This is a genomic window from Williamsia sp. Y712 (genome assembly GCF_059445525.1).
Window position 1 is genome coordinate 882,046 of record NZ_JCAIUN010000001.1, and the last position, 21,119, is coordinate 903,164.

Genomic DNA, 21,119 nt, shown 5'->3' on the forward strand with positions numbered 1-21,119 from the left:
GGCTGACACCGGCTTTCTGATTCTCGAGTTGTTGGCGTGTATGAATATTCGGCCGTCCCGCGTCAGGTGGGGCGCAGCAGTGGCGGGTGAAGCAAGGCGGCGCCGCCGACGGTGTAGAGCGCGGCGGGGCGCCCACCGTCGCGGCCGGTCATGGCTCCGGTCGCCCGGACGAAATCCGGGGCGCCGGTCACCTTGCGATGGAAATTGCGGGGATCGAGTGTTCGGCCCCAGACGGTCTCGTACACCCGGCGCAGTTCGGCGACGGTGAACTCGGGCTCACAGAATGTCGTGGCCAGTGGTGTGTATTCCAGCTTCGATCGGGCGCGTTCGACACCGTCGGCGAGGATCTCGTTGTGGTCGAACGCCAATGACGTTCTGCCACCTGACGTTGTGTCACCGAGAATTGTTTCGACCGGATGCAGGGCTGCGTTGGCCGCGTCGGATCCGGCCACCGGTGCCGGCGTGTGCGGCGTCAGTGCCAGGTATGCGGTGCTGATGACCCGGCCGCGGGGGTCGCGGTCCGGGCGACCGTACGTGGCGAGTTGTTCGAGGTGGACGCCGTCGCGTCCCACTCCGGTTTCCTCGGCCAGTTCCCGGTAGGCGGCGTCGGGTAGGTCTTCGTCGTCGTGGATGAATCCGCCGGGCAACGCCCACTCGCCGATGTGCGGATCGATGCCGCGGCGGACCAGCAATGCGCACAGCCGGCCATCGTGAATGGTCAGGACCACGAGGTCGACGCTGGCCGCGGCGTTGAACCAGAAGTCGGAAGCCATGCGCCCATACTAATCGTCATCTTGACGATTAGCGACCAATGGGGTTATCGTCAATCTGACGACAACAACAGATCGTCGAGAACGAGCAACAGAGGAAGGCCGGGTCATGGCTGACATCAAACGAGCAATGTTCCTGCGTCACATGCGGTGCGCGCCTAACATGTACATCGAGCACACGGCAAAGGCGAAGCTGGTGCATTCGGGGCTGGCTCAGGCGTTCTGGTTCCGGCCGCTGAACGCGTCGGTCAGTGAGGTCCCGGTCGATGACCAGCAACTCCCGCTGTTGTTCCACGCTCGCACCGTGGACTTCCAGGACCTGACCGTCCAGGCCACCGTCACCTACCGGATCGTCGATCCGCACACCGCTGCCGGTCGTATCGACTTCGGTATCGATCCCGACGAGGGGGTGTGGCGGGCCAGGCCGCTGGATCAGCTGGCCGGCCTGCTCACCGAATCGGCTCAGCAGCACGCGCTGGACCTGCTGGCAGGCACGCCGTTGCGACAGGCCCTGGCCGACGGTGTGACGCCGGTGCGCGAACGCGTCGCGGCCGGGTTACTCGCCGACCGGAGACTGGCCGAGACCGGTCTGGAGGTCGTCGATGTCCGGGTGGTCGCCCTGCGGTCGGAGGCGGAGATGGAGCGGGCGCTGCAGACCCCACTGCGGGAACAGGTGCAGCAGGAAGCCGACCGGGCCACCTATGAACGACGTGCGGTGGCGGTGGAACGGGAGCGGACGATCACGGAGAACGAGCTGCAGAGCCAGATCGAACTCGCTCGCCGCGAGGAACAATTGGTGGACCAACAGGGACGCAATGCCCGCAAGCGGTCAACAGAGGAGGTCGCCGCAGAGAAGATCCGCGCGGAGGCCGACGCGCAACGTCAGGAGTTGCTGGCACAGACCCAAGCAGAAGCGACCCGGGTGGTCGGAATGGCGCAGGCCGAGGTGGATGCGGCAGCACTGACGCCGTATCGCGATCTGGATCAAGCCATCGTCCTGGGCCTGGCTCTGAAGGAATTGGCCGCCAACCTGCCGGAGATCGGGACGCTGAACCTGACGCCCGATGTGCTGACACAGGTCCTCGGTCGGTTTGCCGCCGAACGCAATTGACAACGCACCTACCCGCGAAAGGAAAGAACGATGGCACTGGCACCACGGGCGGTGGTCGTATACCGCCGCACCGAACTCGACGAACTGCTCGCCAAGCACGGCACCCGTGGCCAGGCCGCGTTCTTCCTCAAGTCCCGCGGACGCAATATCGCCGGAGTGCAGGCCCGCCACGATGCGGTACAACTCGCCCGCACCCGGGTGGACGCGGCGATACCGGTGGACTGGCGCCGCGGGATGGTTGAGCGAACCGACTTGAGCCGCTTCGTCTTCGGTGAAGAAGATGTTGTTGTGGTGGTCGGTCAGGATGGGTTGGTGGCCAACGTTGCGAAGTACCTCGACGGTCAGCCGGTGATCGGGGTGAATGCCGAACCGACTATGAATCCCGGTGTGCTGGTGAATCATCGGAGCCAGGATGTCGCGGAGCTGCTGCGTCGACCGGAGGCGCTCGAGCGCGTAACGCGATGCACCATGGTCGAGGCCGAACTCGACGATGGTCAGGTGTTGCGGGCACTGAACGAGATCTACATCGGACACCCAACCCACCAATCGGCCCGCTACCGCATCGAACTCGGTACGGCGCGTGAACGGCAGTCATCCTCCGGGGTACTGGTGGGCACCGGGACCGGGGCCACGGGGTGGTGCCAATCGGTGTGGCTCGAACGTCGCAGCAGGCTGGTTCTACCGACGCGGCCGGCGCCGGCCCTGTGCTGGTTCGTCCGCGAGGCCTGGCCGTCACCGGCCACCGGTACCGACCTCACCGAGGGGTCACTCGACGACGGTGAGGAACTCGGGATCGTTGCCGAATCCGATCTGGTGGTGTTCGGAGACGGCATCGAATCCGATGCTCTGACGGTCTCCTGGGGCCAGCGGGTCACCGTGCGGCGAGCGAGGGCGTCGCTGCGGCTGGTGAATTGATCGGCGACGACGACGTTTCGCAACAAGTTGCGGCAGCTCCGTAATCCTCCTGCCATGCAGGGATTCTGGTGGTCAAGTGGGCAGTGGCGTCGTGGCTACGAAGGTCCTGCGAAACCAACGTGCCCATGTCTCCCGAATGATTACTGCGACGAAGACGAGGGCCAGAGCGGCCATCGGCCGCATCCAGTCCCCGAAGAACGCGCCGAAGGTTGCTGAGAGAAAGAACACGAACCCCACGAATGGTATTGCCACGTTGACCATGCCCGGTAGAAGTCGGCCGACCGCAACGGCTTGCACGAGCGCGGCGGTGACCACGATGATGAACGCCGCAAGGGAGTAGAACGAGGTGTCAGCGAACCAATGCTCCGTAGCAGAGCCAGAGGTACCCGTCACGCATGTCGAACGCTGGCCGTCACCTCCTCCTGAGCAATAGAGGTAGATTTCGCTGCTGAAGGATGCGCCGCGAACCCGCTCCTGGTTCCACCAATCGACCCCTCCGGTGATCAGCGAGGCGACGACAAACAACCACCAACTGACATCACCGATCAGCCCCGCGCGACGTGCAAGGTGTTGACGCACCGCTGAATTCATTCCCTGATGCTGTCATATGGCGGGTATGCGGAACGTTCTCATGGTCGTATCGGCCACGGTGGCTGGTCCCCTGCCGACCGGCTTCCGCGTCCACCACCCAACCTGGGTGTACAGATAGGCGATGGGGAGTTTCGAGCAATACCGGTGGGGCAACGAAGAATCGTGGATTCAGAACGCGTACAGAGCAACTCCGATGATAGGACCACGCTATCTCGACGAGGACGGTGCGACCGGGCTGAACTGGCCTGGGGCCCAAGTCGCTCCCGGCGGTGATGCTGGTGTGAGACCGTGGCGCCATGCCGCATCGGAACACGACTCACGACGGCCGGACGAGGCCGAGACGCCCAGCCCACGTACTGGCGACGAGAGGATGAAACCGACCAAAACAGGTGCGAGTGCCGCTCCCGGGTCCCGGTCCTCAAGGACTCTGCCACGAGCCGCGGTCTTTGCGGCGCTGTGCGTAGCCGTGACCCTCTCGGGGTGCGGGAAAACGACCGTCAACGAGGGGATCAGACCTACTGGGAGCGCGACAACAACCGTGACTGCGCCCTTCGACGCCATCACAGATTTCAGTGACATACGCAACCTCATGGCGGAGTCGACCCATGTCTTCACCGGACGCGTCGAATCCAGCGCAGGTTCAAAAACTCTGAACAGCTTCCCGGAAACCCAGTACACCGTCAGCACCGGTATCCAGCTCAAGGGCGAGGTATCTGCCACCGTGACAGTCAACCAACAAGGCGGAACCCGAGACGGCATCTACATGTCCCTAGGCGGCGACCGACCGCTCAACAATGGCCAGTGGTACCTATTCGCCACCAACAAGTTGCAGTCAGAAGGCTGGTTCACCGTCGTCCCTGTCTTCGGCGACGCCAAAATTACCGAACAACAAGCACTCGACCCCGCCTCACCGCCACTGGTGGCCGTGGCCGCGGCAATCCAGGACAACCTCCAAGGCGCGCCCCTATCGACCCCCTCTCCTAGCGAAACCCCCTCCCTGACGTTCCCAATCCCAACACCGGGAGAGGAATACCCACCCCCGCCCTCACCCCCGCAACCGACTCGATAACCACCGCCGCATTCGATTACTGGCGTCACACGTCAACGACCGAAACTGTCTATATCGTCGGGCTATAGAACTTCCGGCTGTGGTCGAAAGATTCGGGTACGCATGGGATTCGGCCACCGAGCAACCAGCTCAGTTGCGAGCGACGCACCGACGGTTGCGGGGTGTGTGTGCCGGTTCTTCAGGAGGTATGAGCCGGTACGAGTTTGGGGATCAAACGGACGAAGATGACCATCCCGACCACTTCGACGAGGGTCTGGGTGACGACAACAACGGCGGCCACCTCGAATCCGGCGGGCAATGCCAGCGCCAGTGGCATCACCACCAGTGAGTTGCGGGTGGCCCCGCTGAACACCACCGAGCGTCGACCGGCGGTGTCGAGTGAGAACAGCGCGGCCACCAGTGCCCCGGCACCGGCCATGACGATCAGGAAGGCCACGTAAAACGGCACTACCGCAACAACATTCCTGTAGTTGCCGTCGAGTTTGGGCAGCTGGGAGCCGACCACCGAGAACAGCACCACCGCCATCAGCGGGACCATGGTGGCGGTGGCCGCGACCTCGAGTTGCCGAATGATCCGTGTGCGCCCCGCCGACCATTGGGTGATCCAGGCCAGTGCCAGCGGGATGACGATCAAAAACAGGAAGGCCTGGGCAAACGGCCGGAACTCGACCGCGTCGGTGAGATCCGATCCCATGAAAAGCCATAGGTAGAGCGGCAGTAGCGCCATCTGGAGCAACAGCAGGAGCGGTGTGGCCGCTATCAACCGCAGGCGGCTACCGCCGGCCAGACCCGCGAACACGATGACGTAGTCGACGCACGGGCACAGCAGGACCAGTAGAACACCCACGCGCACAGCCTGTTCGGAGGGCAAGAAGGTGAACAGGGCGCCGACCACGACGGGTACCACCGCAAAGTTCACCACCAGTAGGGCGGCGACGAAGCGGTGGTCGCGTAGTGCACGTCCGAGGTCGGTGGCCGGAACCTGAAGGAAGGTCACATACAGCAGGGCGCCCAGGGCCGGGTTGATGACGGTGGACAGTGCAGAACCGGATCCCGGTGCCGCCCAGGCCACTGCCGCACCGGCGGCGATGGCGCCGAGGTAGATGACGACCTGATGCCGATCCAGATGGCCGAGAAGTCTCGATGATGACTCGGACAACTCGTCGACTCCCGTGCTCGGCATGTGGCAGCGATACTTCAGTGGACGCCTTCTCGTGCCATCTTCGCAGACCAACCTGTGATCCTATGGCGACCGCTGTCTTCGACGCGCACCCTCCGCTCATCGCGGCGCGCGGCGCCGTTCACCTGGTGTTAACGCCAATATCTGTAATCGGCTCGAATGACGTCCCCGATATGCGAAATGGGCTGCGGCCAAGCGATAATTGGACACATGGCCAAAGCACACGACAACCTCGATGACCAGCCCGCGGACATCCTGGGCTTCGCGCGCAGGTGGTACCCCTTTGGCGGTGGGTCAGCCGAGGACATCCTCGTGGAGTTCGGTATCACCGAGCACGAGTACTTCCGACGGCTCGGTGCGGTGCTCGACACACAGTCGTTCCGTCCGGGTGACGACGAAATCGAAGCGATCCGGGTGATCGTCGAGGCAAGGCAGAACCCCGAGACCCACTAACGTCGAGTCACGCCGCGCGGGTGGTCATTGCGGGTCAGAGTGCTCGCGCGATGATCGTTTTCATGATCTCGTTGGTGCCTCCGTAGATCCGCTGCACACGGGCGTCTTCGTACATCCGGCCGATCAGGTATTCGCGCATGTAGCCGTAGCCACCATGGAGCTGCACGCAGCGGTCGACAACTTCGCAGTGCCGATCGGTGAGCCAGTACTTGGCCATGGCGGCGGTGGTCGGATCGAGTTCTCCACGCAGGTGCTGCTCGACGCAATGGTCGAAGAAGACCTGGCTGGTGAGCGCGATCGTCTGGCATTCGGCGAGTTCGAAGGCGGTGTTCTGGAACTCGAAGATGCTGTGACCGAAGGCCTGTCGTTCCTTGGTGTAGCGCACCGTCTCTTCGAGCGCGCGTTTCATCGCTCCGGCCGACTGGGCGGCGATGATGAGTCGCTCCTGTCCGAGCTGGGTCATGAGCTGTGCAAAGCCCTGACCCTCCTTGTCGCCCAGCAGGTTTGCCACCGGTACCCGCACATCGGTGAACGACAGTTCGGAAGTGTCGGCACCGTGCTGGCCGACCTTGTCCAGGACGCGTCCGACGACGAAGCCGTCGCAGTCGCGGGTGTCGACGAGGACCAGTGACACACCCTTGGCGCCGGCCTTGGGGTCTGTCTTGACCGCCAGGACGATCACGTCGGCCGTGGAACCGTTGGTGATGAAGGTCTTCGATCCGTTGATCACATAGCTGTCGCCGTCACGGATGGCGGTGGTGGTGATCGCCTTGAGGTCGGAGCCGGTGCCAGGCTCGGTCATGCCGAGTGCGCCGAGCAGCTCGCCGCGTGCCATCTCGGGCAGCCAGGCACGCTTCTGCTCTTCGCTGCCGTACTCGTTGATGTAGTGGGCGACGATCCCGCTGTGGATGCTCAACCCCATCGCGAAGTCGCCGGCGTAGCCCTGGGCCTCGAGGACCGCGAAGTCGTGGGCGAACGTGCCGCCACCGCCGCCGTACTCCTCCGGGATCGAGCACAGCAGCAGGCCGAGTTCGCCGGCCTTGCGCCACACATCGCGATCGACGCGGCGCTGGTTGTCCCAACGCTCCGCGTGGGCCATGACCTCACGCTCGAAGAATCCGCGAGCGAGATCGGAGACAGCCTGAACCTCGTCGTCATACCAGGACGGTGTGTGGTTGATCATCGTTGTTCTTTCTGCGGTGAAATAAGCGGAGTGTGTGGCAGCCCCGCGGTCGGCAGCGACGACACTACCCGCCGCGCGCGATCACCCCCGGTGGCGGGTGGTCGGCCTGTGAAAGTTCTTGTGTTGCACGCAAATCAACGCCGACAATCGGTGGCCGTGAGGCGGTTGTGGCGGGTGGTGCAATCGATCGCCTGCGCAGTATCGCAGATGTCGCATTTGATGTCACCGGTTGCGTTCAGTGAGGTCGCCGACCGGGCGCTCCCGCGACGATGAGTATTAGCCTGGCGGTCAGGGGAGGGGTTCGAATCCGTATCAATCGATGAGAGGCCTCATGAGTATCGAGTCAGTCCAAGCCACCGTCGACGTTGCCTGGCTGCGCGCCAATCTCGGAGATCCAGATCTTGTCGTTGTCGATTCCACAACGCATCTGCCGATCCCGAAAGATGGCCCCTACGTACCGGAGTCGGGTCAGCAGACCTACCACGCGGAGCACATCCCAGGAGCGCTGTTCGCTGATCTGCTCACCACGTTTGCCGACACCGCCAGTGACCAGGCGTGGACCGTGCCGAGTTCGGAACAATTCGCCAAGGCCGCCGGGGCGTTGGGCATCGGGACCGGCGCGACGGTGGTCGTCTACGACCAGTCGCAGGGATTCTGGGCAACCCGGTTGTGGTGGCACCTGCGCCTCGAAGGCTTTGACAACGTCACCGTGCTGGACGGTGGGCTGGCGGCATGGAAGGCAGCGGGATACGACACCACCGACGCCCTGTCGGTCCCGACACCGCGCACCTTTGTCCCGAATCGGTGCCCCGAACTGCTTCGTTCCACCGATGACGTGTTCGCGGCGATCGAAGACGAGTCGACCATCATCGTCAACGTCCTCGACGAGGCCACCTACCGCGGTGAGACCACGAACTACGCCCGCAACGGGCACATCCCGGGCAGCATCAACCTGCCTGTTTTCAACGTCCTGGACGTGGAGAACGGTGGCTTCAAGCCGGTCGAAGAGTTGAAGGCAATCCTCGACGAGGCGGGTGTGCTCGACACCGACAAGAAGGTGATCACCTACTGCGGTGGCGGGATCGCGGCCACCGGGGTCGCCCATGCGCTGGCGCAGGCCGGCCGCCTCGACGTCGCCATCTATGACGGATCGATGACCGCGTGGGCCGCCAACCCGGACCTGCCGCTGGTCCAAGGCTCGTCACTGCGCTGATCGAGACGCCGGGGGTCACGGGTAGTCAGCGAACGACCAAGACAGAGCATTCGGCGTGGTGGATGAGGCTCTGGCTGACTGAACCGAGCACAGCGCCTGCCATTTTGCCGTGACCCCGGCTTCCGACCACCACCAACTGCGCCTCCTGCGACAACATCTTGAGGCCCTTGGCCGGGCCGCTGTCGGTGTAGACCTTGTGGATGTGCGCGCCGGGGAACTCCTTGCGCAGGGGTGCGAGGAGTTCGTCCATCTTCTCTTCCTGATTGGACTTCAACAGGTTCATCAGATTCCAGTCGACCGGGCCTTCGCCGTATCCGAGTCCGATCGCGGCACCGGTTTCCCACATGTGAGCCACCGTCACCGGTGCGCCCAGGGTGTCGGCGACGTAGAACGCCGCACGCATGGCCCGGATGGAATTCTCGGATTCGTCGACGCCGACCACCACCGGCAACGGTTTGCCGGTGCGGGTGGCCTCGGATTCGCGCCAGACCAGTACGGGGCACTTCGCCTGATTGACGATCCGGATGACGTGGCCACCGAGCACCAGATCGCTCGCGGCGTTGTGCCAGTGCGCGCCGACAACGATCAAGCGCGCGGTCTCCGAGCTCTCGGCAAAGACGGTTGGCACGGATTCATTGACGATCCGGCGGTCGATCGTCAATTCGGGGTGGCGTTCACGGACGACGCTCTCGGCATCGTCGAGCTTCTTGTTGCCGTCGGCGGCGAGTTCTTCGGCCAGTGACTCCGGGCTGAACACCATCGCGTTCGCGAAATACCACTCGAGCCGGGGGATGGCGTGAAGCAACTGCAGTGGAGATCCGCTGCGGGCGGCAAAATCCGCTGCCCACCGTGCGGCGCCCAGGGAGCCCTCTGAACCATCGATCCCGACAACTACCGGTGCGCTGCTTGCCTCGGCGTTCATCCCACGTCCTCGTCTCTCGCGTCACTGCCGCACCACTGTCGTTCGGGTGCCCGGTTCGGTTCGAACTCTATGCCGGGGTGCGCGAGGTATCAATGAACGGCGGTCGAGCAGCATATCCAGGGAGTGCGACACCCTGGCTCCGCAGATGCGGCACCTAGAGTGAACGCAGTGAACAAACAGGGAGAACTCGGGGCCTACCTGCAGGCCCGACGCGCCGCGGTGACGCCCGCAGACGTCGGGATGCCGGGGTCGACCGGACACCGGCGGGTGGCCGGGCTTCGTCGCGAAGAGATCGCCACGCTCGCCGGGGTGAGTGCTGACTACTACGCGCGTCTGGAACAGGGGCGCGAGAGACATCCGTCGGCGGCCGTGCTGAATGCGTTGGCCAGAGCGCTCCGGCTCGACAACGGTGGGAGAGAACACCTTTTCCGGCTTGCCGATGTCGCCTTTCATCCAAGCCCGGTGTCCAGACGCGCACGGCCGTCACCAAAACTGCAGATCATGCTCGATGCCTGGACCGACACGCCGGCGATGATCATCAACGACAGACTCGACGTCCTGGCCTCCAATGCACTTGCCGACGAGCTGTATTCGCCGTTCGAGAGTTTCGACAACGTGGCGTTGATGGTGTTCCTCGACCCGGCCGCTCCGACGTTCTTTGCCCGGTGGCATCTTTCGGCCGAGACCTGTGCGGCCAACTTGCGAACGGTGATCGGCAGAGACGGATCCGACGCAGAGCTTCGGGATCTGCTGGAACAGCTGCTCGCCAACACCGAGTTCCGTAGGTACTGGAAGCGACATGAGGTCCGGGGTAAGACGTCGGAGTCCAAACACTTCGTGCACCCGGATGCCGGTGAATTCAGCCTGGATGTCCAGGTGTTCGACATCCGGGAAGCACCTGGGCAGCAACTGATCGTCTATACCGCGGACCCCGGTACCCCGGCCCGCGACGCCCTTCGTCTTCTGGGTGCCCTGGCCGCGACCCGTTCGCAGGCAGCCGAACCCAGATCCCGTCGCAGCTGACCGAGTCCGACCGCTGTCTGAGGCTGGGTGTGCTACTCCTCGGGTCGATAAGTCCTGGTACGCAGATGATTCCGTGACCATCATGGTAATCGGAATCAAAAATCCGTATGAGACAAGGACTTAACCGATGGACAAGATCGTTCTCATCACCGGCGCTTCCAGCGGAATCGGCGAAGCAACCGCACTGCACCTGGCCGAACAGGGCTGCACCGTCGTGCTGGGTGCCCGACGGATCGACCGCCTGCACGCACTCGTCGAACGGATCGAGGCATCCGGCGGCCGAGCCACTGCGCACACCCTGGATGTGACCGACCGCGGTGACGTTCAGGCTTTCGTTGAGGCAGCCCACGCCGAATACGGTCGGGTGGACGTGCTGGTCAACAACGCCGGAGTGATGCCGTTGTCTCCCTTGAGCTCCGGCAAGGTCGATGAGTGGGAACGCATGATCGATGTGAACGTGCGCGGGCTGCTGTATGGCATCAACGCGGTCCTACCGGTGTTCACCGAGCAGCGCAGCGGGCATGTGGTCACGATCGCTTCCGTTGGGGCTCACCAGGTGTCGCCCACCGCGGCGGTCTATTGCGGAACCAAGTATGCCGCCTGGGCCATCACAGAAGGTCTTCGGCAGGAGAGCGAACCGTGGCTCCGGGTATCCACGATCACCCCGGGCGTTGTCGAATCCGAGCTGGCCTCGACAATTACCGACAAGGGCGCACAGGAGGCGATGGCGGTATACCGGGCCAACACGATTCACCCTTCGGCGATTGCCCGGGCGATCGGGTTTGTCATCGACCAGCCTGAAGATGTTGACGTCAACGAAATCGTGGTGCGGCCGGCCGCGCAGCGGTAGGGCGAATCGCGGTCTGGGTGTTTAACCCGCACGGCGTGCGCAACGCGTTGTCTTGCAGAGGGTTTGTCTTGCCTGGGCGCCAAGTCCATTACTCGAACAAACATTCGACACAGTGCTATTTCCGAGGTACTCTGGTTGAAAGCGTTCGATCAGATGTGCTGGGGGGCATGATGACTGACGATCCGTCTGATGAGGTTCCGATTGATCCTTCTTCGGTTCCGGTGTTGGTGCGCAAGTATCTCGAGTTGGAGTTGCTGCTTGCCGATATCAACGATTGCTCGTCGGCGGATGTGTCTGACTCAGAAGTCAATGAGCTTGTGCGGGTGCATGAACGGGTCGCCCGCAAGCTTGAGTTCACCGGGTTACGTCACCTGTTGCGGGTTTCGGATCGGTCATCGTTTACCGAAGCCGGGTACTCGTCGCTGTTCGGTTTCACGCGTAGCGAGTTGCGGCTGACCAAAGGCCAAACCATGTCGCGGATTCGTGGGCTGGAGGCTGTGGGCCGGTTTCACACGATGCAGGGTGAGGAGTTGGCGCCGAAATGCCCTGCCGCTGAGCATGCCTGGTCCCAAGGCCTGATTGGCGCCTCACATATGGATGTGATGCTGGATGTGCGCAAACACATTCCCTCAGCTGCCGATCCGGCGGTGTATGACGTGGTCGATCACTGGATGACCGAAGAAGCCGTCGGCCAGGATCCGACCCAGTTGGCTGCGGCTGGCAGGCAAGTGCTGGCCCGGGTCGATCCCGATGGCCGGCTGACCGATGATTCGGATCGGGCGCGTAAACGTTCGGTGAGTTTGGGTGATCAGGGTGTGGATCTGATGGCGAAAATCTCCGGCACCCTCGATCCGGAAACCCTGGCCTTGTTGCGGACGGTGATGGATGTGTGGGCGGCGCCGGGGATGAATAATCCGGCCGATCCGAACTCGCCGAACGGGGCCTCCGATGATCCGAAACAGGATGCAGAGTTGATGAAGGCTGCGGCCGAGCGTGATACCCGCTCGAAGGGCCAACAGTGTCACGACGCGCTCAAGGCGATCCTGAAAACGATTTTGGAGTGCAACCTGCTCGGCAAGTCGCATCGGGGGTTGCCGGCGCAGTTGATCATCACGATGACCAAAGAACAACTCGACGATTGTGCGGGGATCGCGAAGACGGCCTCAGGAGTGGACATTCCGGTCAAAGATGCCCTTCACCTGGCGGCTCGTTCGGACAAGTATTTGGCGGTGTTCGCCAACCACAGCGCCGAGGTGCTGTATTTCGCCCGGGCCAAACGCACCGCGCAGAAGGGTCAACGGTTGGCGATATTTGCCAGAGACCGAGGCTGCTCGCACCCCGGCTGCACCAATCCGGCGACCTGGGTAGAGATCCACCACCTCATTGCCTGGATCAACGGTGGTTTGACCGATATCGATCTGATGGGCTCAGCGTGCCCGCCGCACCACAAGTTGGTGGGCGATGGTCCGGGCCAGTGGCAGACCATCATGATCACCGAAGGGCCTGACAAAGGCCGGGTCGGGTGGATACCCCCGGCGTCGGTGGATCCCGAACGCAGGCCGCGGGTCAACCGTGCCCAGCATGTCAACGAAACCTTCGCAGCGGCCTGGCAAAAAATCCTCGCCGACCGGCGGGCGGCGTTGGCCAAAACTCGGACGGAACTGAGCGGATGCGAATCTGAGGTCCCACCGGAACCGGAACCTGACATCGAAAATCCTGATCCGATCGAATGACCGCTACTCGGCCATCACATCGGACTCGTCGTGGCAAGGCGCCGGCATCGAGTAGCCGCTGCATCACCGGTGCGGTGACGTCGGCGACGTACGCGTAGTCGGGGCAGGAAGGGTAGTGGGGACCCCGGCGACGTCGATGCTGTCCTTGACGCCGAAGGGCACACCGTAGGGCGGAAGCGTGCGGGCGCCGGGGCGTAGTTCGATTTCTTCGGTGGCGGCGAGAAGTTGGGCGCGCGGCACCGTCGACAACCAGGTGCCGTCGTTGCCACGGGCCGCGATCGCGTCCGCCACTCTCGCGGCGGTTTCGGTGGGCGATCCGGTGCCGCCCGCGGAACGGCTGCGTATCGATTGTGTTAGGTGTTGCTCTCCAGGTCCAGATATCGAGCTGACCGTGGTTCTTCGCGGCGGCACAGCTATCCGCGGATCGTTGGTTTCGAGCGCCTTGAGCACGTGCTGATGCCGCCGGATTCCGTCGGCAGGGTCATGCACGCGCGCTTCGCTGCGTAGGTTGATGGCCATCGGGAGCTGGAGCTTGAGCAGGATCGGCTCCATCGCGATGATAGAGATTCTGTCGACAATCCCAAGCACCGCGATGCCGACCTCGCATGGTTAGCGGATGTAATGAAGGTGGATCACTGGCCGTCGGTGGTGCCTTCGGTGCCGCCGACCGCGTGATCGCGCTCGTCATCGGCGCCTTGTTGCGCGGCGTTGTATGCGTCTTTCTCTTTGGCTGTCCTCTCGGTCTCGCCGAGGGGCTCTTCGTTCTCATGGGGAAAGGTCATGCCCCGAGCATGCCCGAATCGCCGATGTCACAAACGTGTCGAAAATACTTACCTCAGACGTCATCGCCGGGGGCTACCCGCCACGGGCAACATGGTTTTCACCCACGAAGAACACCCTCAGATGAAGGAGAAACCGATGACCGAAACCATTCACAACACACACGAAGCAGCAGCGTCCGCGCTGATCGATCAGTACCTTGCCGCGTGGAACGAGACCGATGCGTCCGCTCGGCGAGATCTGATCAGCGCACTCTGGGCCGAGGATGGCGTCTACACAGATCCACTCGCCTCGGTGAGCGGTGTGGACGCGATCGATGCGGTGATCGCCGGTGCCCAGGAACAGTTCGCGGGACTGCAGTTCGTCCGAGGCGATGTCCTCGACACCCACCACAACATCGCCCGTTTCACGTGGGAGCTGGTGCCGGAGGTGGGCGCGGAGCCCCTGGTGGTCGGATTCGACGTGGCGGCCGTCGACACCGACAACAAGATCACCAGCATCTACGGATTCATCGACAAGATGCCCGGGGCTAGCTAGTGCCCCTATGTGATGCTGACGCCGCCATCGACGACGATGGTCTGGCCGGTGACGTAGCCACCGGCCGGTGAGGCCAGCCAGATTGCCGTGGCGGCCAGCTCTTCAGGATCGCCGGTGCGGCCCAGGACCATTCGGGAAGCCATGGATTCGAGGTAGCCGTCCGCGTACGAGTCGGTCATTTCCGATTCGAAGAATCCCGGTGCGATCGCGTTGACCCGGATGCCTTTTCGGCTACCCCACTGCTGGGCCAGATCGCGGGTCAGGCCCGAGATGGCGGCCTTGCTGGCCGAGTACGCAGCTTGTGGGAGACCGGCGGTGGTGATGCCGAGGATGCTCGAGATGTTGATGATCGAGCTTCCCGGCGTCATCACCCGTCCGCATGCCTGGGCAGCCCAGTACGAACCGTTCAGATTGATGTCGATGACCGACCGGAACTGCTGCGGTGTCTCTCTGGTGGCGGGGAACGCGGTGCCGACCCCGGCGTTGTTGACCAGCACGTCGACCTGCCCGAACTCGGCCATCGCGGCGTCGACAAGAGCGCCGGCCTGGTCCGGATCGGCGATGTCGGTGACCACGGTCAAAGCAGTGCCGCCTACTGATTCGACGAGTGCAGCGGTCTTTTCGAGTTTGTCGGCACGACGCGCCGCGAGAACGACTCGGGCGCCGGCTTCGGCGAACGCCTTCGCGAACGCGACACCCAACCCAGATGATGCGCCGGTGACGATCACGACCTTGTCGTCGATCCGGAAACGGTCGAGCACGCTCATGGTTTCACTCCTAGCGGGTCGATGGTCCGGCCTGATCATAGGTGCCAATGGTGACCGAGGGTCGATAATGCTTCACAGACGACCATGCGAGGGATGTGAACGATGACCGGCGAGCAGCGCTACTTGTTCGGGGACCTGTTGCGGCAGTGGCGAATCAACAGGAAGGTTCCGCAGCTGGAACTGGCATCGGTGGCCGAGGTGTCGGCGCGGCATCTGAGTTTCTTGGAAACCGGCCGTTCGGCGCCGAGCCGGACGATGGTGCTGCGGCTCGCCGAACACCTCGATGTGCCGCTGCGGGAGCAGAATCAGTTGCTGCTGGCGGCCGGGTACGCACCGACCTATGGGGAGTCATCGCTCGACGGTGACCGAATGATGATGGTACGCAGCGCATTGCGTCAAGTCCTGACCGCAACTGAGCCCTATCCGGCCCTGGCCGTCGACCGGCACTGGAACCTGGTGGACGCCAACGCGGCAGTGGCTCTGTTCACCCAGGACGCTCCCGACGACCTGCTCGAGCCGCCATTCAACGTCCTCAAATTCAGCCTCGATCCCCGTGGACTCGGCGACCGGATCGTCAACATCGGCCAGTGGCGCCGCCACCTGTTCGACCGGTTGGACCGCCAGATCAAGGTGACCGGCGACCCCGTCCTGATCGAACTGCTCGCCGAGTTGCAGGGCTATCGGTTCACCGACGACATGGACGAGGATCCGGCACTGTCCGGCGACGTCGCGGTCTATCTACGGTTGCGCGTCGACGACAAAGAGCTCTTGTTCTTCAGCACGGTGACCACCTTCGGTACCCCGCTCGACGTCACCGTCGACGAACTGAGTGTCGAGAGCTTCTACCCGGCCGACGACAAGACGGCGCAATATCTTCGGAGCCTGTGAATCTCGATCAGCTGGGGGTTCGGGTGGAATGCATCCGCGTACGGTGTCGTTGTGGGACAAAGATGAGAGGTGGATCACATGACCAAAACTCGATTGATACCCGACGACACCCATCCGATCACCGTGGAGCCCAGCGCCGGACAGGTCCGGATCCGGGCAGGCGACACCGTCGTCGCCGACACCTCCAGGGCGCTGATTCTTCAGGAAGCGGACTATCCGCCGGTCGCATATGTTCCGCTGGATGCCGTTGACCAGTCACTGCTCCGACGTAGTTCGACGAAGACGCACTGCCCGTACAAAGGCGACGCGTCCTACTACGACCTCGTCACCCCGGACGGCGTGATCGAGGATGCCGCCTGGTCTTACGAGGAGCCGTACGACGCCGTCTCTGAGATCGCCGGGCATCTCGCGTTCTACCCGGACAAGGTTGTCATCACGGTCTCCTGATGGACGAACTCAGGGCCAAAGGTAGCGACCAAACAAAATCGGCCGCGATTCGGAAAGTTCCGAATCGCGGCCGATTGTTCAGGTATTGATCTGGCGGAGTGTCAGACCCCGAGTGACGGAGCCAGCGTGCCGTACCAGGATTCCTTGAGGCGGTCCGCCCAGTAGGTCCACCAGTGCACACCCTCAGGGGTGATGTGGGTCTGCGGATTGACGCCCGCTGCCCGCAGGCTAGTGACGTAGAGCGAGCTGCTGATCGAAGCGGCGGTCTCCAGTGGCACCATCTGCGAGAACTTCACCGGATCGAACGCCGCGCTGGTCGGATTGAAGATCGGATCGGTACTCAACGCGCCGGATCCCGAGGAGACGTAAACGCGCTTACCGCGCAGGCTGGCAGGGTTCAGCGACGGATCGTTCTGGGTCCACGCGCCACCGGGCCAGACGCCCCACATGTTGACGGGATTGCCGCCCATCTCGATCACCGAGGCTGCGATGCCCTGGGCAAATCCGGGCAGGCTGACGGTCGGGTAGCCGCTGTACGAGGCGACTCCCCGATAGAAGTCCGGGTGCTTGCTGGCCAGGTTGAGCGCCGAGGTACCGCTCATCGACAGGCCGGCGATTGCGTTCCGACGATTGTCGCTGCCGAAGTTCGACGCCATGTACGCGGGCAGTTCCCGTGTCAGGAAGGTCTCCCACTTCTGGCGGCCCAGGGTCGGGTCGTCCTGCTGCCAGTCGGTGTAAAAACTTCCGCCGCCGCCGAATGGGATCGCGACATTGACGTTCTTGCCGGTGAAGAAACGCTCGATATCGGTCTCGATGAGCCAGCCGTTGTTGTTGCTCGGCGCGCGCAGGCCGTCGAGGAGGTACAGCGTCGCGTGGCTGCCACCACCGTCCGCCGAGATGACCTTCACGGGGATGGTCTTGTCCATCGAGGCGGAGTAGACCCGAACGGTCTGTGAAGCAGCCGCAGCAGTGCCTGGATTGGCAGCCACGGAGACTGCTACTCCGGCAACAAGGGCAAGTGAGCCGGCAATGATTTTCCGCCAGGCAGTCTTTGCTCGCATCAGTTTCCTTTTGTACGTCGTTGTTGAGGCAATCCGAACAGCACAGGATTGACCGCGACCGCCGAGCGGCCAGGCAAGATAACAGCAAGATAACAGGAGAAAGCGTGGTATGCACATCACTCAAAACGGACTCGGGCCTCGCTGATTCTAACCAACAACATCCCGATCAATGGCGGGAAATTAAATGTCGAAGATCAAAAATCAAGTTCAAATGATGCGGATGCCATTCGGCGCCCATTAACTTGTAAGGCCAGCTCATGACCACCGGGGTAGAAGCGGCGCGTGGTGATGGGCGCAAACGAATGTGACTTCGCAATCGTGATTTGTTCGTTTGGCGCGATCGATTTGCCTGCCAATTTGAACACCTTGTGGGCGATTGTGCCGTTGGCCTTGCGGAAGCCGATGCTGTAATCGATCACCACGTCGACGGGCTCATCGCCGGTGTTGTGGACGATGGCACGAAGTGTTTGTTTGCCACCGACCCGAACCAGCGGATCGATGTCGAACTCGGTCACGGTGATCGTGGCCGGAGCCGCGAAACCGAGCAGGGCAAGGGCGTCGGGGTCGCCGCGTTTGATCAGCGTGCGCAGTGCGTGCCGGACGAGTCGTTCGGTGTTGTCGTCGGGGTCGGCCAGCCATCGACCGGCAGTGTGCACGACCACGTCGGCGTGCTGCCTGCTCAGATCGTTGAGGTGGTTGGCGACCGAGCGGCGTACGTAGCCGCTCGGATCGCGGTAGAGCGCATCGATGACGGGCGCGGTCGCCTCGGGGCGCTGCATCAGAGCCGGCACCCGCCTGGCCCACGGCAGGTATTGACGCGTGCCTTCGCTGGCGAGCCGGCGGACGTGTTCGTCTTTCGACGTTGTCCACCGGACTGCGGCGGCCAGCGTGCGGTCCGTGTCGGCGATCAGCATCGTTCGCAGTGCGAACTCGGCGGTCAGACGCGAGGTCAGCTTTCTCAGCAGGACCAGGCCGGTGTCGAAGGCCTTGGCCGTGCCTGCCTCGGTGGACCGGACCGCAACCGCTTCGGTGATCGGCCAGACCATCCAGCCGGTGCAGTCGGGTTGCGCGATCAATGTGTTGATCGCGGCCACGAAAGCATCGAAGTCGTCCGGGAGGTCGACGATCAGTGCATCACGCACCAGATCCGACCGGGCCTTGAGCGCCATCCCGTCGAATGCTGCCGAGGTTGCCTTTGTCTCGGTGGCGCGATGTCCACCAAGGGTGAGACATCGCGCCAGCCCGGCCACGGCGTCGGGCCCGAGTAGTTCGTCGGCGAACGGCATTCGGCCACTTTACCGATGGTGTCGGACAATGCCTTTGCCTGTTGATACCGCCGTCGCGTCGGCGCGGCGCTGGCTACCGGTCGGCGGTTGCTTGCGTGACCGGCGGCTGGTCGGCAGTCGACGTGACCGGTTCGTCGTGGGCAACCGTTGTGGCCAAAGGCTTCTCGATCACGAAGCACAGCAGGATCGCTCCGACCACGCACAGTGGGCTGATGAAGAGGAAGACCGGCATCAGTGCATCGTTGTACGCGTTGACAATCGGGTCCCGTACCGAGTCCGGAAGGCCGTGGACGATGGCCGGGGTCAGTGATTTCGCGCCGTCGCCCGTCGCGGTGACATCGGCGGGAATTCTGCCGACCAACAGCTCGGCGAGGCGGGACGCGAAGACACTGCCGACCAATGCCGCTCCGAGTGAGGCTCCGATCTGGCGGAAGTAGTTGTTGGCGGCCGTCGCGGTCCCGACCAGGCTGTACGGGAACGTGTTCTGCACGATCAGGATGATGATCTGGAAGCTGATACCCAGTCCGCCTCCGAGGATTCCGAGGCAGACACAGATCATCCAGGTCGGGGTCGACAGCGCCACCTGCGACATCAGGAACAGGCTCAGTGCGATCAGCAGTGAACCGGCAATCGGCATCGCCTTGTACCGGCCGGTGCGTGAGACGAACCGCCCGCAGGCAATGGAACAGACCGTCATCGTCGACATCATCGGGACCATCAGAAGTCCCGCGTGGGTGGAGCTGACGCCGAGTGCCATCTGCAGGTAGGTCGGCAGGTATGAGATCACGCCGAACATACCGATTCCGCCGAACAAGCCGCCGACCGTGGTGAGGTTGAAGTTGCGCTGCCGAAACAGTGCCATCGGCAATATCGGTTCTGCGACACGGCTTTCGACCAGGATCACGGTGATCCACGCGACGATGGTGCCGATCACCAGACCGATGATGGTCGGCGACGTCCATTCGTACTGCGAGCCGCCCCAGCTGGCGATGAGCACGACTCCGGTCGTCGCAAGGGTGAGGACGGCCATGCCGAGGATGTCGATCTTACGTTTGACGCGAGTGATCTTCGGGGGGTGCAGGAACGCGATCGCCGTGATGATCGCAAGCGCGCCCAGCGGCAGATTGATCCATAGCGTCCAGCGCCAGCCGGGGCCCTCGGTGAGCCATCCGCCGAGAAGAGGTCCGGCGACGGAGGAGACCGCGAAGACGCCACCCATGATCCCCGCGTAGCGACCACGGTCGCGGGCCGGGACCACGTCGGCGATCGTCGCCTGGGCGAGGACCATCAGACCGCCTGCACCCAGGCCCTGCATGGTGCGGGCGACGATGAGCGTCAACATGTTCGGGGCGAGTGCGCCGACGATCGATGCCCCGGTGAAGATACTGATCGCGATGATCAGCAACGGCTTTCGACCGAACTGATCGCCGAGCTTGCCGTAGATGGGCATGGCAACCGTCGACGCCAGGATGTACGAGGTGATGACCCAGGACATCTGGTTGGTGCCGTGCAATTCACCGACGATGGTCGGCAGCGCCGCGCTCATCACGGTTGTGTTCAACGAAGCGAGCAGCATTGCGACCAACAGCCCGGCGAACATCAGCAGCACAGAGCGGTGCGAGGCCTGCCCCTCGGTGTCCGGCGTGCGAACCGACGGGACATCGACTGCCATCTAGGCCTCCTCGAGAATGGTGGTGAACGACTGGGCGGCCCTGTGCACGAGTTCGTCGGGCGCGATGTCGGCCTCGGGCTCATTGAGCAGCCAGTCGATTGCGATGCGGACCACGGATTGACCCGCGGTCACCAGGATCTGGGCGGTCGCCTGGATATCGACCGAATGATTGCGGCGCTGCCACCGGCCTGATTCTGCGAGCCGGGTCTCGACAAGTGTTCGGGCGAGGTGGCGGATCTGGTCGGTGTGCGCGAGCCGCATCCGGGCGAGGTCGGGGTGGCGGTGCATCAGTTCGACGCGCACCTGGCGGCCGCCTGCACCTCCGGCCGTCTTCTCGAAGACGTCGAAGAGGAGCAGTGCGACCTTCTCGAGCAGGTTGTCGTCGTCGCCGATCACAAATGCCGCGGCGGTGCCGTCGTCGATGAACGGGGCACGGAGTCCGAGGATCGCGTCTTCTTTTGTGGGGAAGTAGTTGAAGAACGTGCGCGGCGAGATGTTGGCTTCGTCGGCGATTTCTTCGATGGTCACCTTCGACAGGTCGGTCTGCGCCATGGCTGCAGCTGCTGCGGCCTGGTGGATCGAGGCCCAGGTGGCGGCACGCTTCCGATCACGCAGCGATTCCTTGTGTGCTGTAACCATCTAAATAACTTAGCCAAAAATTGCACGAC

The 21,119-nt window shown here is 63.1% G+C and carries 22 protein-coding genes and 1 pseudogene; 11 read left to right on the forward strand and 12 right to left on the reverse strand.

From position 1 onward, the window contains the following. Nucleotides 1–62: 62 nt before the first annotated feature. The gene (locus tag AC1D75_RS04315; RefSeq protein ID WP_495514056.1) at nt 63–773 is read right to left on the reverse strand and encodes an NUDIX hydrolase; all 711 of its coding nucleotides are present in this window, start codon (nt 771–773) and stop codon (nt 63–65) included. 106 nt (nt 774–879) lie between these two features. On the opposite strand from AC1D75_RS04315, the gene AC1D75_RS04320 reads away from it, so the two are divergent. Both AC1D75_RS04320 and AC1D75_RS04325 read left to right on the forward strand, forming a co-directional pair. Next, nucleotides 880–1,881, forward strand: a complete 1,002-nt coding sequence (locus tag AC1D75_RS04320; protein WP_495514057.1) for an SPFH domain-containing protein — start codon at nt 880–882, stop codon at nt 1,879–1,881. 30 nt (nt 1,882–1,911) lie between these two features. Then, nucleotides 1,912–2,796: a diacylglycerol kinase catalytic domain-containing protein gene (locus tag AC1D75_RS04325; RefSeq protein WP_495514058.1), complete on the forward strand. Its 885-nt coding sequence runs from the start codon at nt 1,912–1,914 to the stop codon at nt 2,794–2,796. Nucleotides 2,797–2,868: 72 nt separating this feature from the next. Here the strand turns inward: AC1D75_RS04325 and AC1D75_RS04330 are convergent, their stop codons facing one another. Continuing rightward, entirely contained in the window at nt 2,869–3,387 is a 519-nt protein-coding gene (locus AC1D75_RS04330) for a hypothetical protein (protein WP_495514059.1), read from the reverse strand. Between the two features lie 538 nt (nt 3,388–3,925). On the opposite strand from AC1D75_RS04330, the gene AC1D75_RS04335 reads away from it, so the two are divergent. Then, nucleotides 3,926–4,456: a hypothetical protein gene (locus tag AC1D75_RS04335; RefSeq protein ID WP_495514060.1), complete on the forward strand. Its 531-nt coding sequence runs from the start codon at nt 3,926–3,928 to the stop codon at nt 4,454–4,456. A gap of 178 nt (nt 4,457–4,634) precedes the next feature. Here AC1D75_RS04335 and AC1D75_RS04340 read toward each other — a convergent pair whose 3' ends face one another. Then, nucleotides 4,635–5,639, reverse strand: a complete 1,005-nt coding sequence (locus tag AC1D75_RS04340) for a bile acid:sodium symporter (protein ID WP_495514061.1) — start codon at nt 5,637–5,639, stop codon at nt 4,635–4,637. A 207-nt stretch (nt 5,640–5,846) separates the two neighbouring features. Between AC1D75_RS04340 and AC1D75_RS04345 the strand changes: the two genes are divergently transcribed. After that, nucleotides 5,847–6,089: a DUF3263 domain-containing protein gene (locus AC1D75_RS04345; protein ID WP_495514062.1), complete on the forward strand. Its 243-nt coding sequence runs from the start codon at nt 5,847–5,849 to the stop codon at nt 6,087–6,089. 34 nt (nt 6,090–6,123) lie between these two features. Here the strand turns inward: AC1D75_RS04345 and AC1D75_RS04350 are convergent, their stop codons facing one another. Beyond that, a complete protein-coding gene (locus AC1D75_RS04350; RefSeq protein ID WP_495514063.1) occupies nt 6,124–7,272 on the reverse strand; it encodes an acyl-CoA dehydrogenase family protein in 1,149 nt (382 codons plus the stop codon). A 331-nt stretch (nt 7,273–7,603) separates the two neighbouring features. Here AC1D75_RS04350 and AC1D75_RS04355 point away from each other — a divergent pair, with 331 nt between their 5' ends. Next, the gene (locus AC1D75_RS04355; RefSeq protein ID WP_495514064.1) at nt 7,604–8,485 is read left to right on the forward strand and encodes a sulfurtransferase; all 882 of its coding nucleotides are present in this window, start codon (nt 7,604–7,606) and stop codon (nt 8,483–8,485) included. A 25-nt stretch (nt 8,486–8,510) separates the two neighbouring features. Here the strand turns inward: AC1D75_RS04355 and AC1D75_RS04360 are convergent, their stop codons facing one another. Beyond that, the gene (locus AC1D75_RS04360) at nt 8,511–9,407 is read right to left on the reverse strand and encodes a universal stress protein (protein WP_495514065.1); all 897 of its coding nucleotides are present in this window, start codon (nt 9,405–9,407) and stop codon (nt 8,511–8,513) included. Nucleotides 9,408–9,575: 168 nt separating this feature from the next. On the opposite strand from AC1D75_RS04360, the gene AC1D75_RS04365 reads away from it, so the two are divergent. The 3 genes from AC1D75_RS04365 (at nt 9,576) to AC1D75_RS04375 (ending at nt 13,013) form a co-directional block, all read left to right on the forward strand. Further along, entirely contained in the window at nt 9,576–10,430 is an 855-nt protein-coding gene (locus AC1D75_RS04365) for a helix-turn-helix transcriptional regulator (protein WP_495514066.1), read from the forward strand. Between the two features lie 127 nt (nt 10,431–10,557). Next, nucleotides 10,558–11,280, forward strand: a complete 723-nt coding sequence (locus tag AC1D75_RS04370) for an SDR family oxidoreductase (RefSeq protein WP_495514067.1) — start codon at nt 10,558–10,560, stop codon at nt 11,278–11,280. Between the two features lie 167 nt (nt 11,281–11,447). Further along, on the forward strand, nt 11,448–13,013 hold the full coding sequence (locus AC1D75_RS04375; protein WP_495514068.1) for an HNH endonuclease signature motif containing protein: 1,566 nt from the start codon (nt 11,448–11,450) through the stop codon (nt 13,011–13,013). Between the two features lie 34 nt (nt 13,014–13,047). Here the strand turns inward: AC1D75_RS04375 and AC1D75_RS04380 are convergent. Together AC1D75_RS04380 and AC1D75_RS04385 are read right to left on the reverse strand one after the other, a co-directional pair. Continuing rightward, nucleotides 13,048–13,394 (reverse strand): annotated as a pseudogene (locus AC1D75_RS04380) (amidase family protein); the annotation flags it as partial. A gap of 251 nt (nt 13,395–13,645) precedes the next feature. Continuing rightward, nucleotides 13,646–13,795 carry a hypothetical protein gene (locus AC1D75_RS04385; RefSeq protein ID WP_495514069.1) on the reverse strand — a complete coding sequence of 50 codons (150 nt, stop codon included), beginning with the start codon at nt 13,793–13,795 and terminating at the stop codon, nt 13,646–13,648. A 136-nt stretch (nt 13,796–13,931) separates the two neighbouring features. On the opposite strand from AC1D75_RS04385, the gene AC1D75_RS04390 reads away from it, so the two are divergent. Beyond that, nucleotides 13,932–14,330 carry a nuclear transport factor 2 family protein gene (locus AC1D75_RS04390; RefSeq protein ID WP_495514070.1) on the forward strand — a complete coding sequence of 133 codons (399 nt, stop codon included), beginning with the start codon at nt 13,932–13,934 and terminating at the stop codon, nt 14,328–14,330. A 5-nt stretch (nt 14,331–14,335) separates the two neighbouring features. Here the strand turns inward: AC1D75_RS04390 and AC1D75_RS04395 are convergent, their stop codons facing one another. Next, nucleotides 14,336–15,097 carry an SDR family NAD(P)-dependent oxidoreductase gene (locus tag AC1D75_RS04395; RefSeq protein ID WP_495514071.1) on the reverse strand — a complete coding sequence of 254 codons (762 nt, stop codon included), beginning with the start codon at nt 15,095–15,097 and terminating at the stop codon, nt 14,336–14,338. A gap of 102 nt (nt 15,098–15,199) precedes the next feature. Here AC1D75_RS04395 and AC1D75_RS04400 point away from each other — a divergent pair, with 102 nt between their 5' ends. Together AC1D75_RS04400 and AC1D75_RS04405 are read left to right on the forward strand one after the other, a co-directional pair. Then, nucleotides 15,200–15,985, forward strand: a complete 786-nt coding sequence (locus tag AC1D75_RS04400; RefSeq protein WP_495514072.1) for a helix-turn-helix domain-containing protein — start codon at nt 15,200–15,202, stop codon at nt 15,983–15,985. 78 nt (nt 15,986–16,063) lie between these two features. Beyond that, nucleotides 16,064–16,432: a DUF427 domain-containing protein gene (locus tag AC1D75_RS04405; RefSeq protein WP_495514073.1), complete on the forward strand. Its 369-nt coding sequence runs from the start codon at nt 16,064–16,066 to the stop codon at nt 16,430–16,432. A gap of 101 nt (nt 16,433–16,533) precedes the next feature. Here AC1D75_RS04405 and AC1D75_RS04410 read toward each other — a convergent pair whose 3' ends face one another. From AC1D75_RS04410 to AC1D75_RS04425, 4 genes are all read right to left on the reverse strand, one after another. Then, nucleotides 16,534–17,493, reverse strand: a complete 960-nt coding sequence (locus AC1D75_RS04410) for an alpha/beta hydrolase (RefSeq protein WP_495514074.1) — start codon at nt 17,491–17,493, stop codon at nt 16,534–16,536. Nucleotides 17,494–17,687: 194 nt separating this feature from the next. Beyond that, on the reverse strand, nt 17,688–18,779 hold the full coding sequence (locus AC1D75_RS04415) for a DNA alkylation repair protein (protein WP_495514075.1): 1,092 nt from the start codon (nt 18,777–18,779) through the stop codon (nt 17,688–17,690). Nucleotides 18,780–18,852: 73 nt separating this feature from the next. Further along, a complete protein-coding gene (locus AC1D75_RS04420) occupies nt 18,853–20,451 on the reverse strand; it encodes an MDR family MFS transporter (RefSeq protein ID WP_495514076.1) in 1,599 nt (532 codons plus the stop codon). Next, nucleotides 20,452–21,090 (reverse strand): TetR/AcrR family transcriptional regulator, encoded by a 639-nt coding sequence (locus AC1D75_RS04425; protein WP_495514077.1) that lies wholly within the window; start codon nt 21,088–21,090, stop codon nt 20,452–20,454. Between the last annotated feature and the right edge of the window lie 29 nt (nt 21,091–21,119).

Excerpts from the sequence above, each read along its gene's own strand:
- AC1D75_RS04400 (WP_495514072.1), top strand. The coding sequence starts at position 15,200 with ATGACCGGCGAGCAGCGCTACTTGTTCGGGGACCTGTTGCGGCAGTGG.
- AC1D75_RS04405 (WP_495514073.1), top strand. The coding sequence starts at position 16,064 with ATGACCAAAACTCGATTGATACCCGACGACACCCATCCGATCACCGTG.
- AC1D75_RS04350 (WP_495514063.1), bottom strand. The coding sequence starts at position 7,272 with ATGATCAACCACACACCGTCCTGGTATGACGACGAGGTTCAGGCTGTC.
- AC1D75_RS04355 (WP_495514064.1), top strand. The coding sequence starts at position 7,604 with ATGAGTATCGAGTCAGTCCAAGCCACCGTCGACGTTGCCTGGCTGCGC.
- AC1D75_RS04390 (WP_495514070.1), top strand. The coding sequence starts at position 13,932 with ATGACCGAAACCATTCACAACACACACGAAGCAGCAGCGTCCGCGCTG.
- AC1D75_RS04325 (WP_495514058.1), top strand. The coding sequence starts at position 1,912 with ATGGCACTGGCACCACGGGCGGTGGTCGTATACCGCCGCACCGAACTC.
- AC1D75_RS04425 (WP_495514077.1), bottom strand. The coding sequence starts at position 21,090 with ATGGTTACAGCACACAAGGAATCGCTGCGTGATCGGAAGCGTGCCGCC.
- AC1D75_RS04370 (WP_495514067.1), top strand. The coding sequence starts at position 10,558 with ATGGACAAGATCGTTCTCATCACCGGCGCTTCCAGCGGAATCGGCGAA.
- AC1D75_RS04330 (WP_495514059.1), bottom strand. The coding sequence starts at position 3,387 with ATGAATTCAGCGGTGCGTCAACACCTTGCACGTCGCGCGGGGCTGATC.
- AC1D75_RS04375 (WP_495514068.1), top strand. The coding sequence starts at position 11,448 with ATGATGACTGACGATCCGTCTGATGAGGTTCCGATTGATCCTTCTTCG.
- AC1D75_RS04395 (WP_495514071.1), bottom strand. The coding sequence starts at position 15,097 with ATGAGCGTGCTCGACCGTTTCCGGATCGACGACAAGGTCGTGATCGTC.
- AC1D75_RS04315 (WP_495514056.1), bottom strand. The coding sequence starts at position 773 with ATGGCTTCCGACTTCTGGTTCAACGCCGCGGCCAGCGTCGACCTCGTG.
- AC1D75_RS04320 (WP_495514057.1), top strand. The coding sequence starts at position 880 with ATGGCTGACATCAAACGAGCAATGTTCCTGCGTCACATGCGGTGCGCG.
- AC1D75_RS04420 (WP_495514076.1), bottom strand. The coding sequence starts at position 20,451 with ATGGCAGTCGATGTCCCGTCGGTTCGCACGCCGGACACCGAGGGGCAG.
- AC1D75_RS04360 (WP_495514065.1), bottom strand. The coding sequence starts at position 9,407 with ATGAACGCCGAGGCAAGCAGCGCACCGGTAGTTGTCGGGATCGATGGT.
- AC1D75_RS04385 (WP_495514069.1), bottom strand. The coding sequence starts at position 13,795 with ATGACCTTTCCCCATGAGAACGAAGAGCCCCTCGGCGAGACCGAGAGG.
- AC1D75_RS04410 (WP_495514074.1), bottom strand. The coding sequence starts at position 17,493 with ATGCGAGCAAAGACTGCCTGGCGGAAAATCATTGCCGGCTCACTTGCC.
- AC1D75_RS04415 (WP_495514075.1), bottom strand. The coding sequence starts at position 18,779 with ATGCCGTTCGCCGACGAACTACTCGGGCCCGACGCCGTGGCCGGGCTG.
- AC1D75_RS04340 (WP_495514061.1), bottom strand. The coding sequence starts at position 5,639 with ATGCCGAGCACGGGAGTCGACGAGTTGTCCGAGTCATCATCGAGACTT.
- AC1D75_RS04345 (WP_495514062.1), top strand. The coding sequence starts at position 5,847 with ATGGCCAAAGCACACGACAACCTCGATGACCAGCCCGCGGACATCCTG.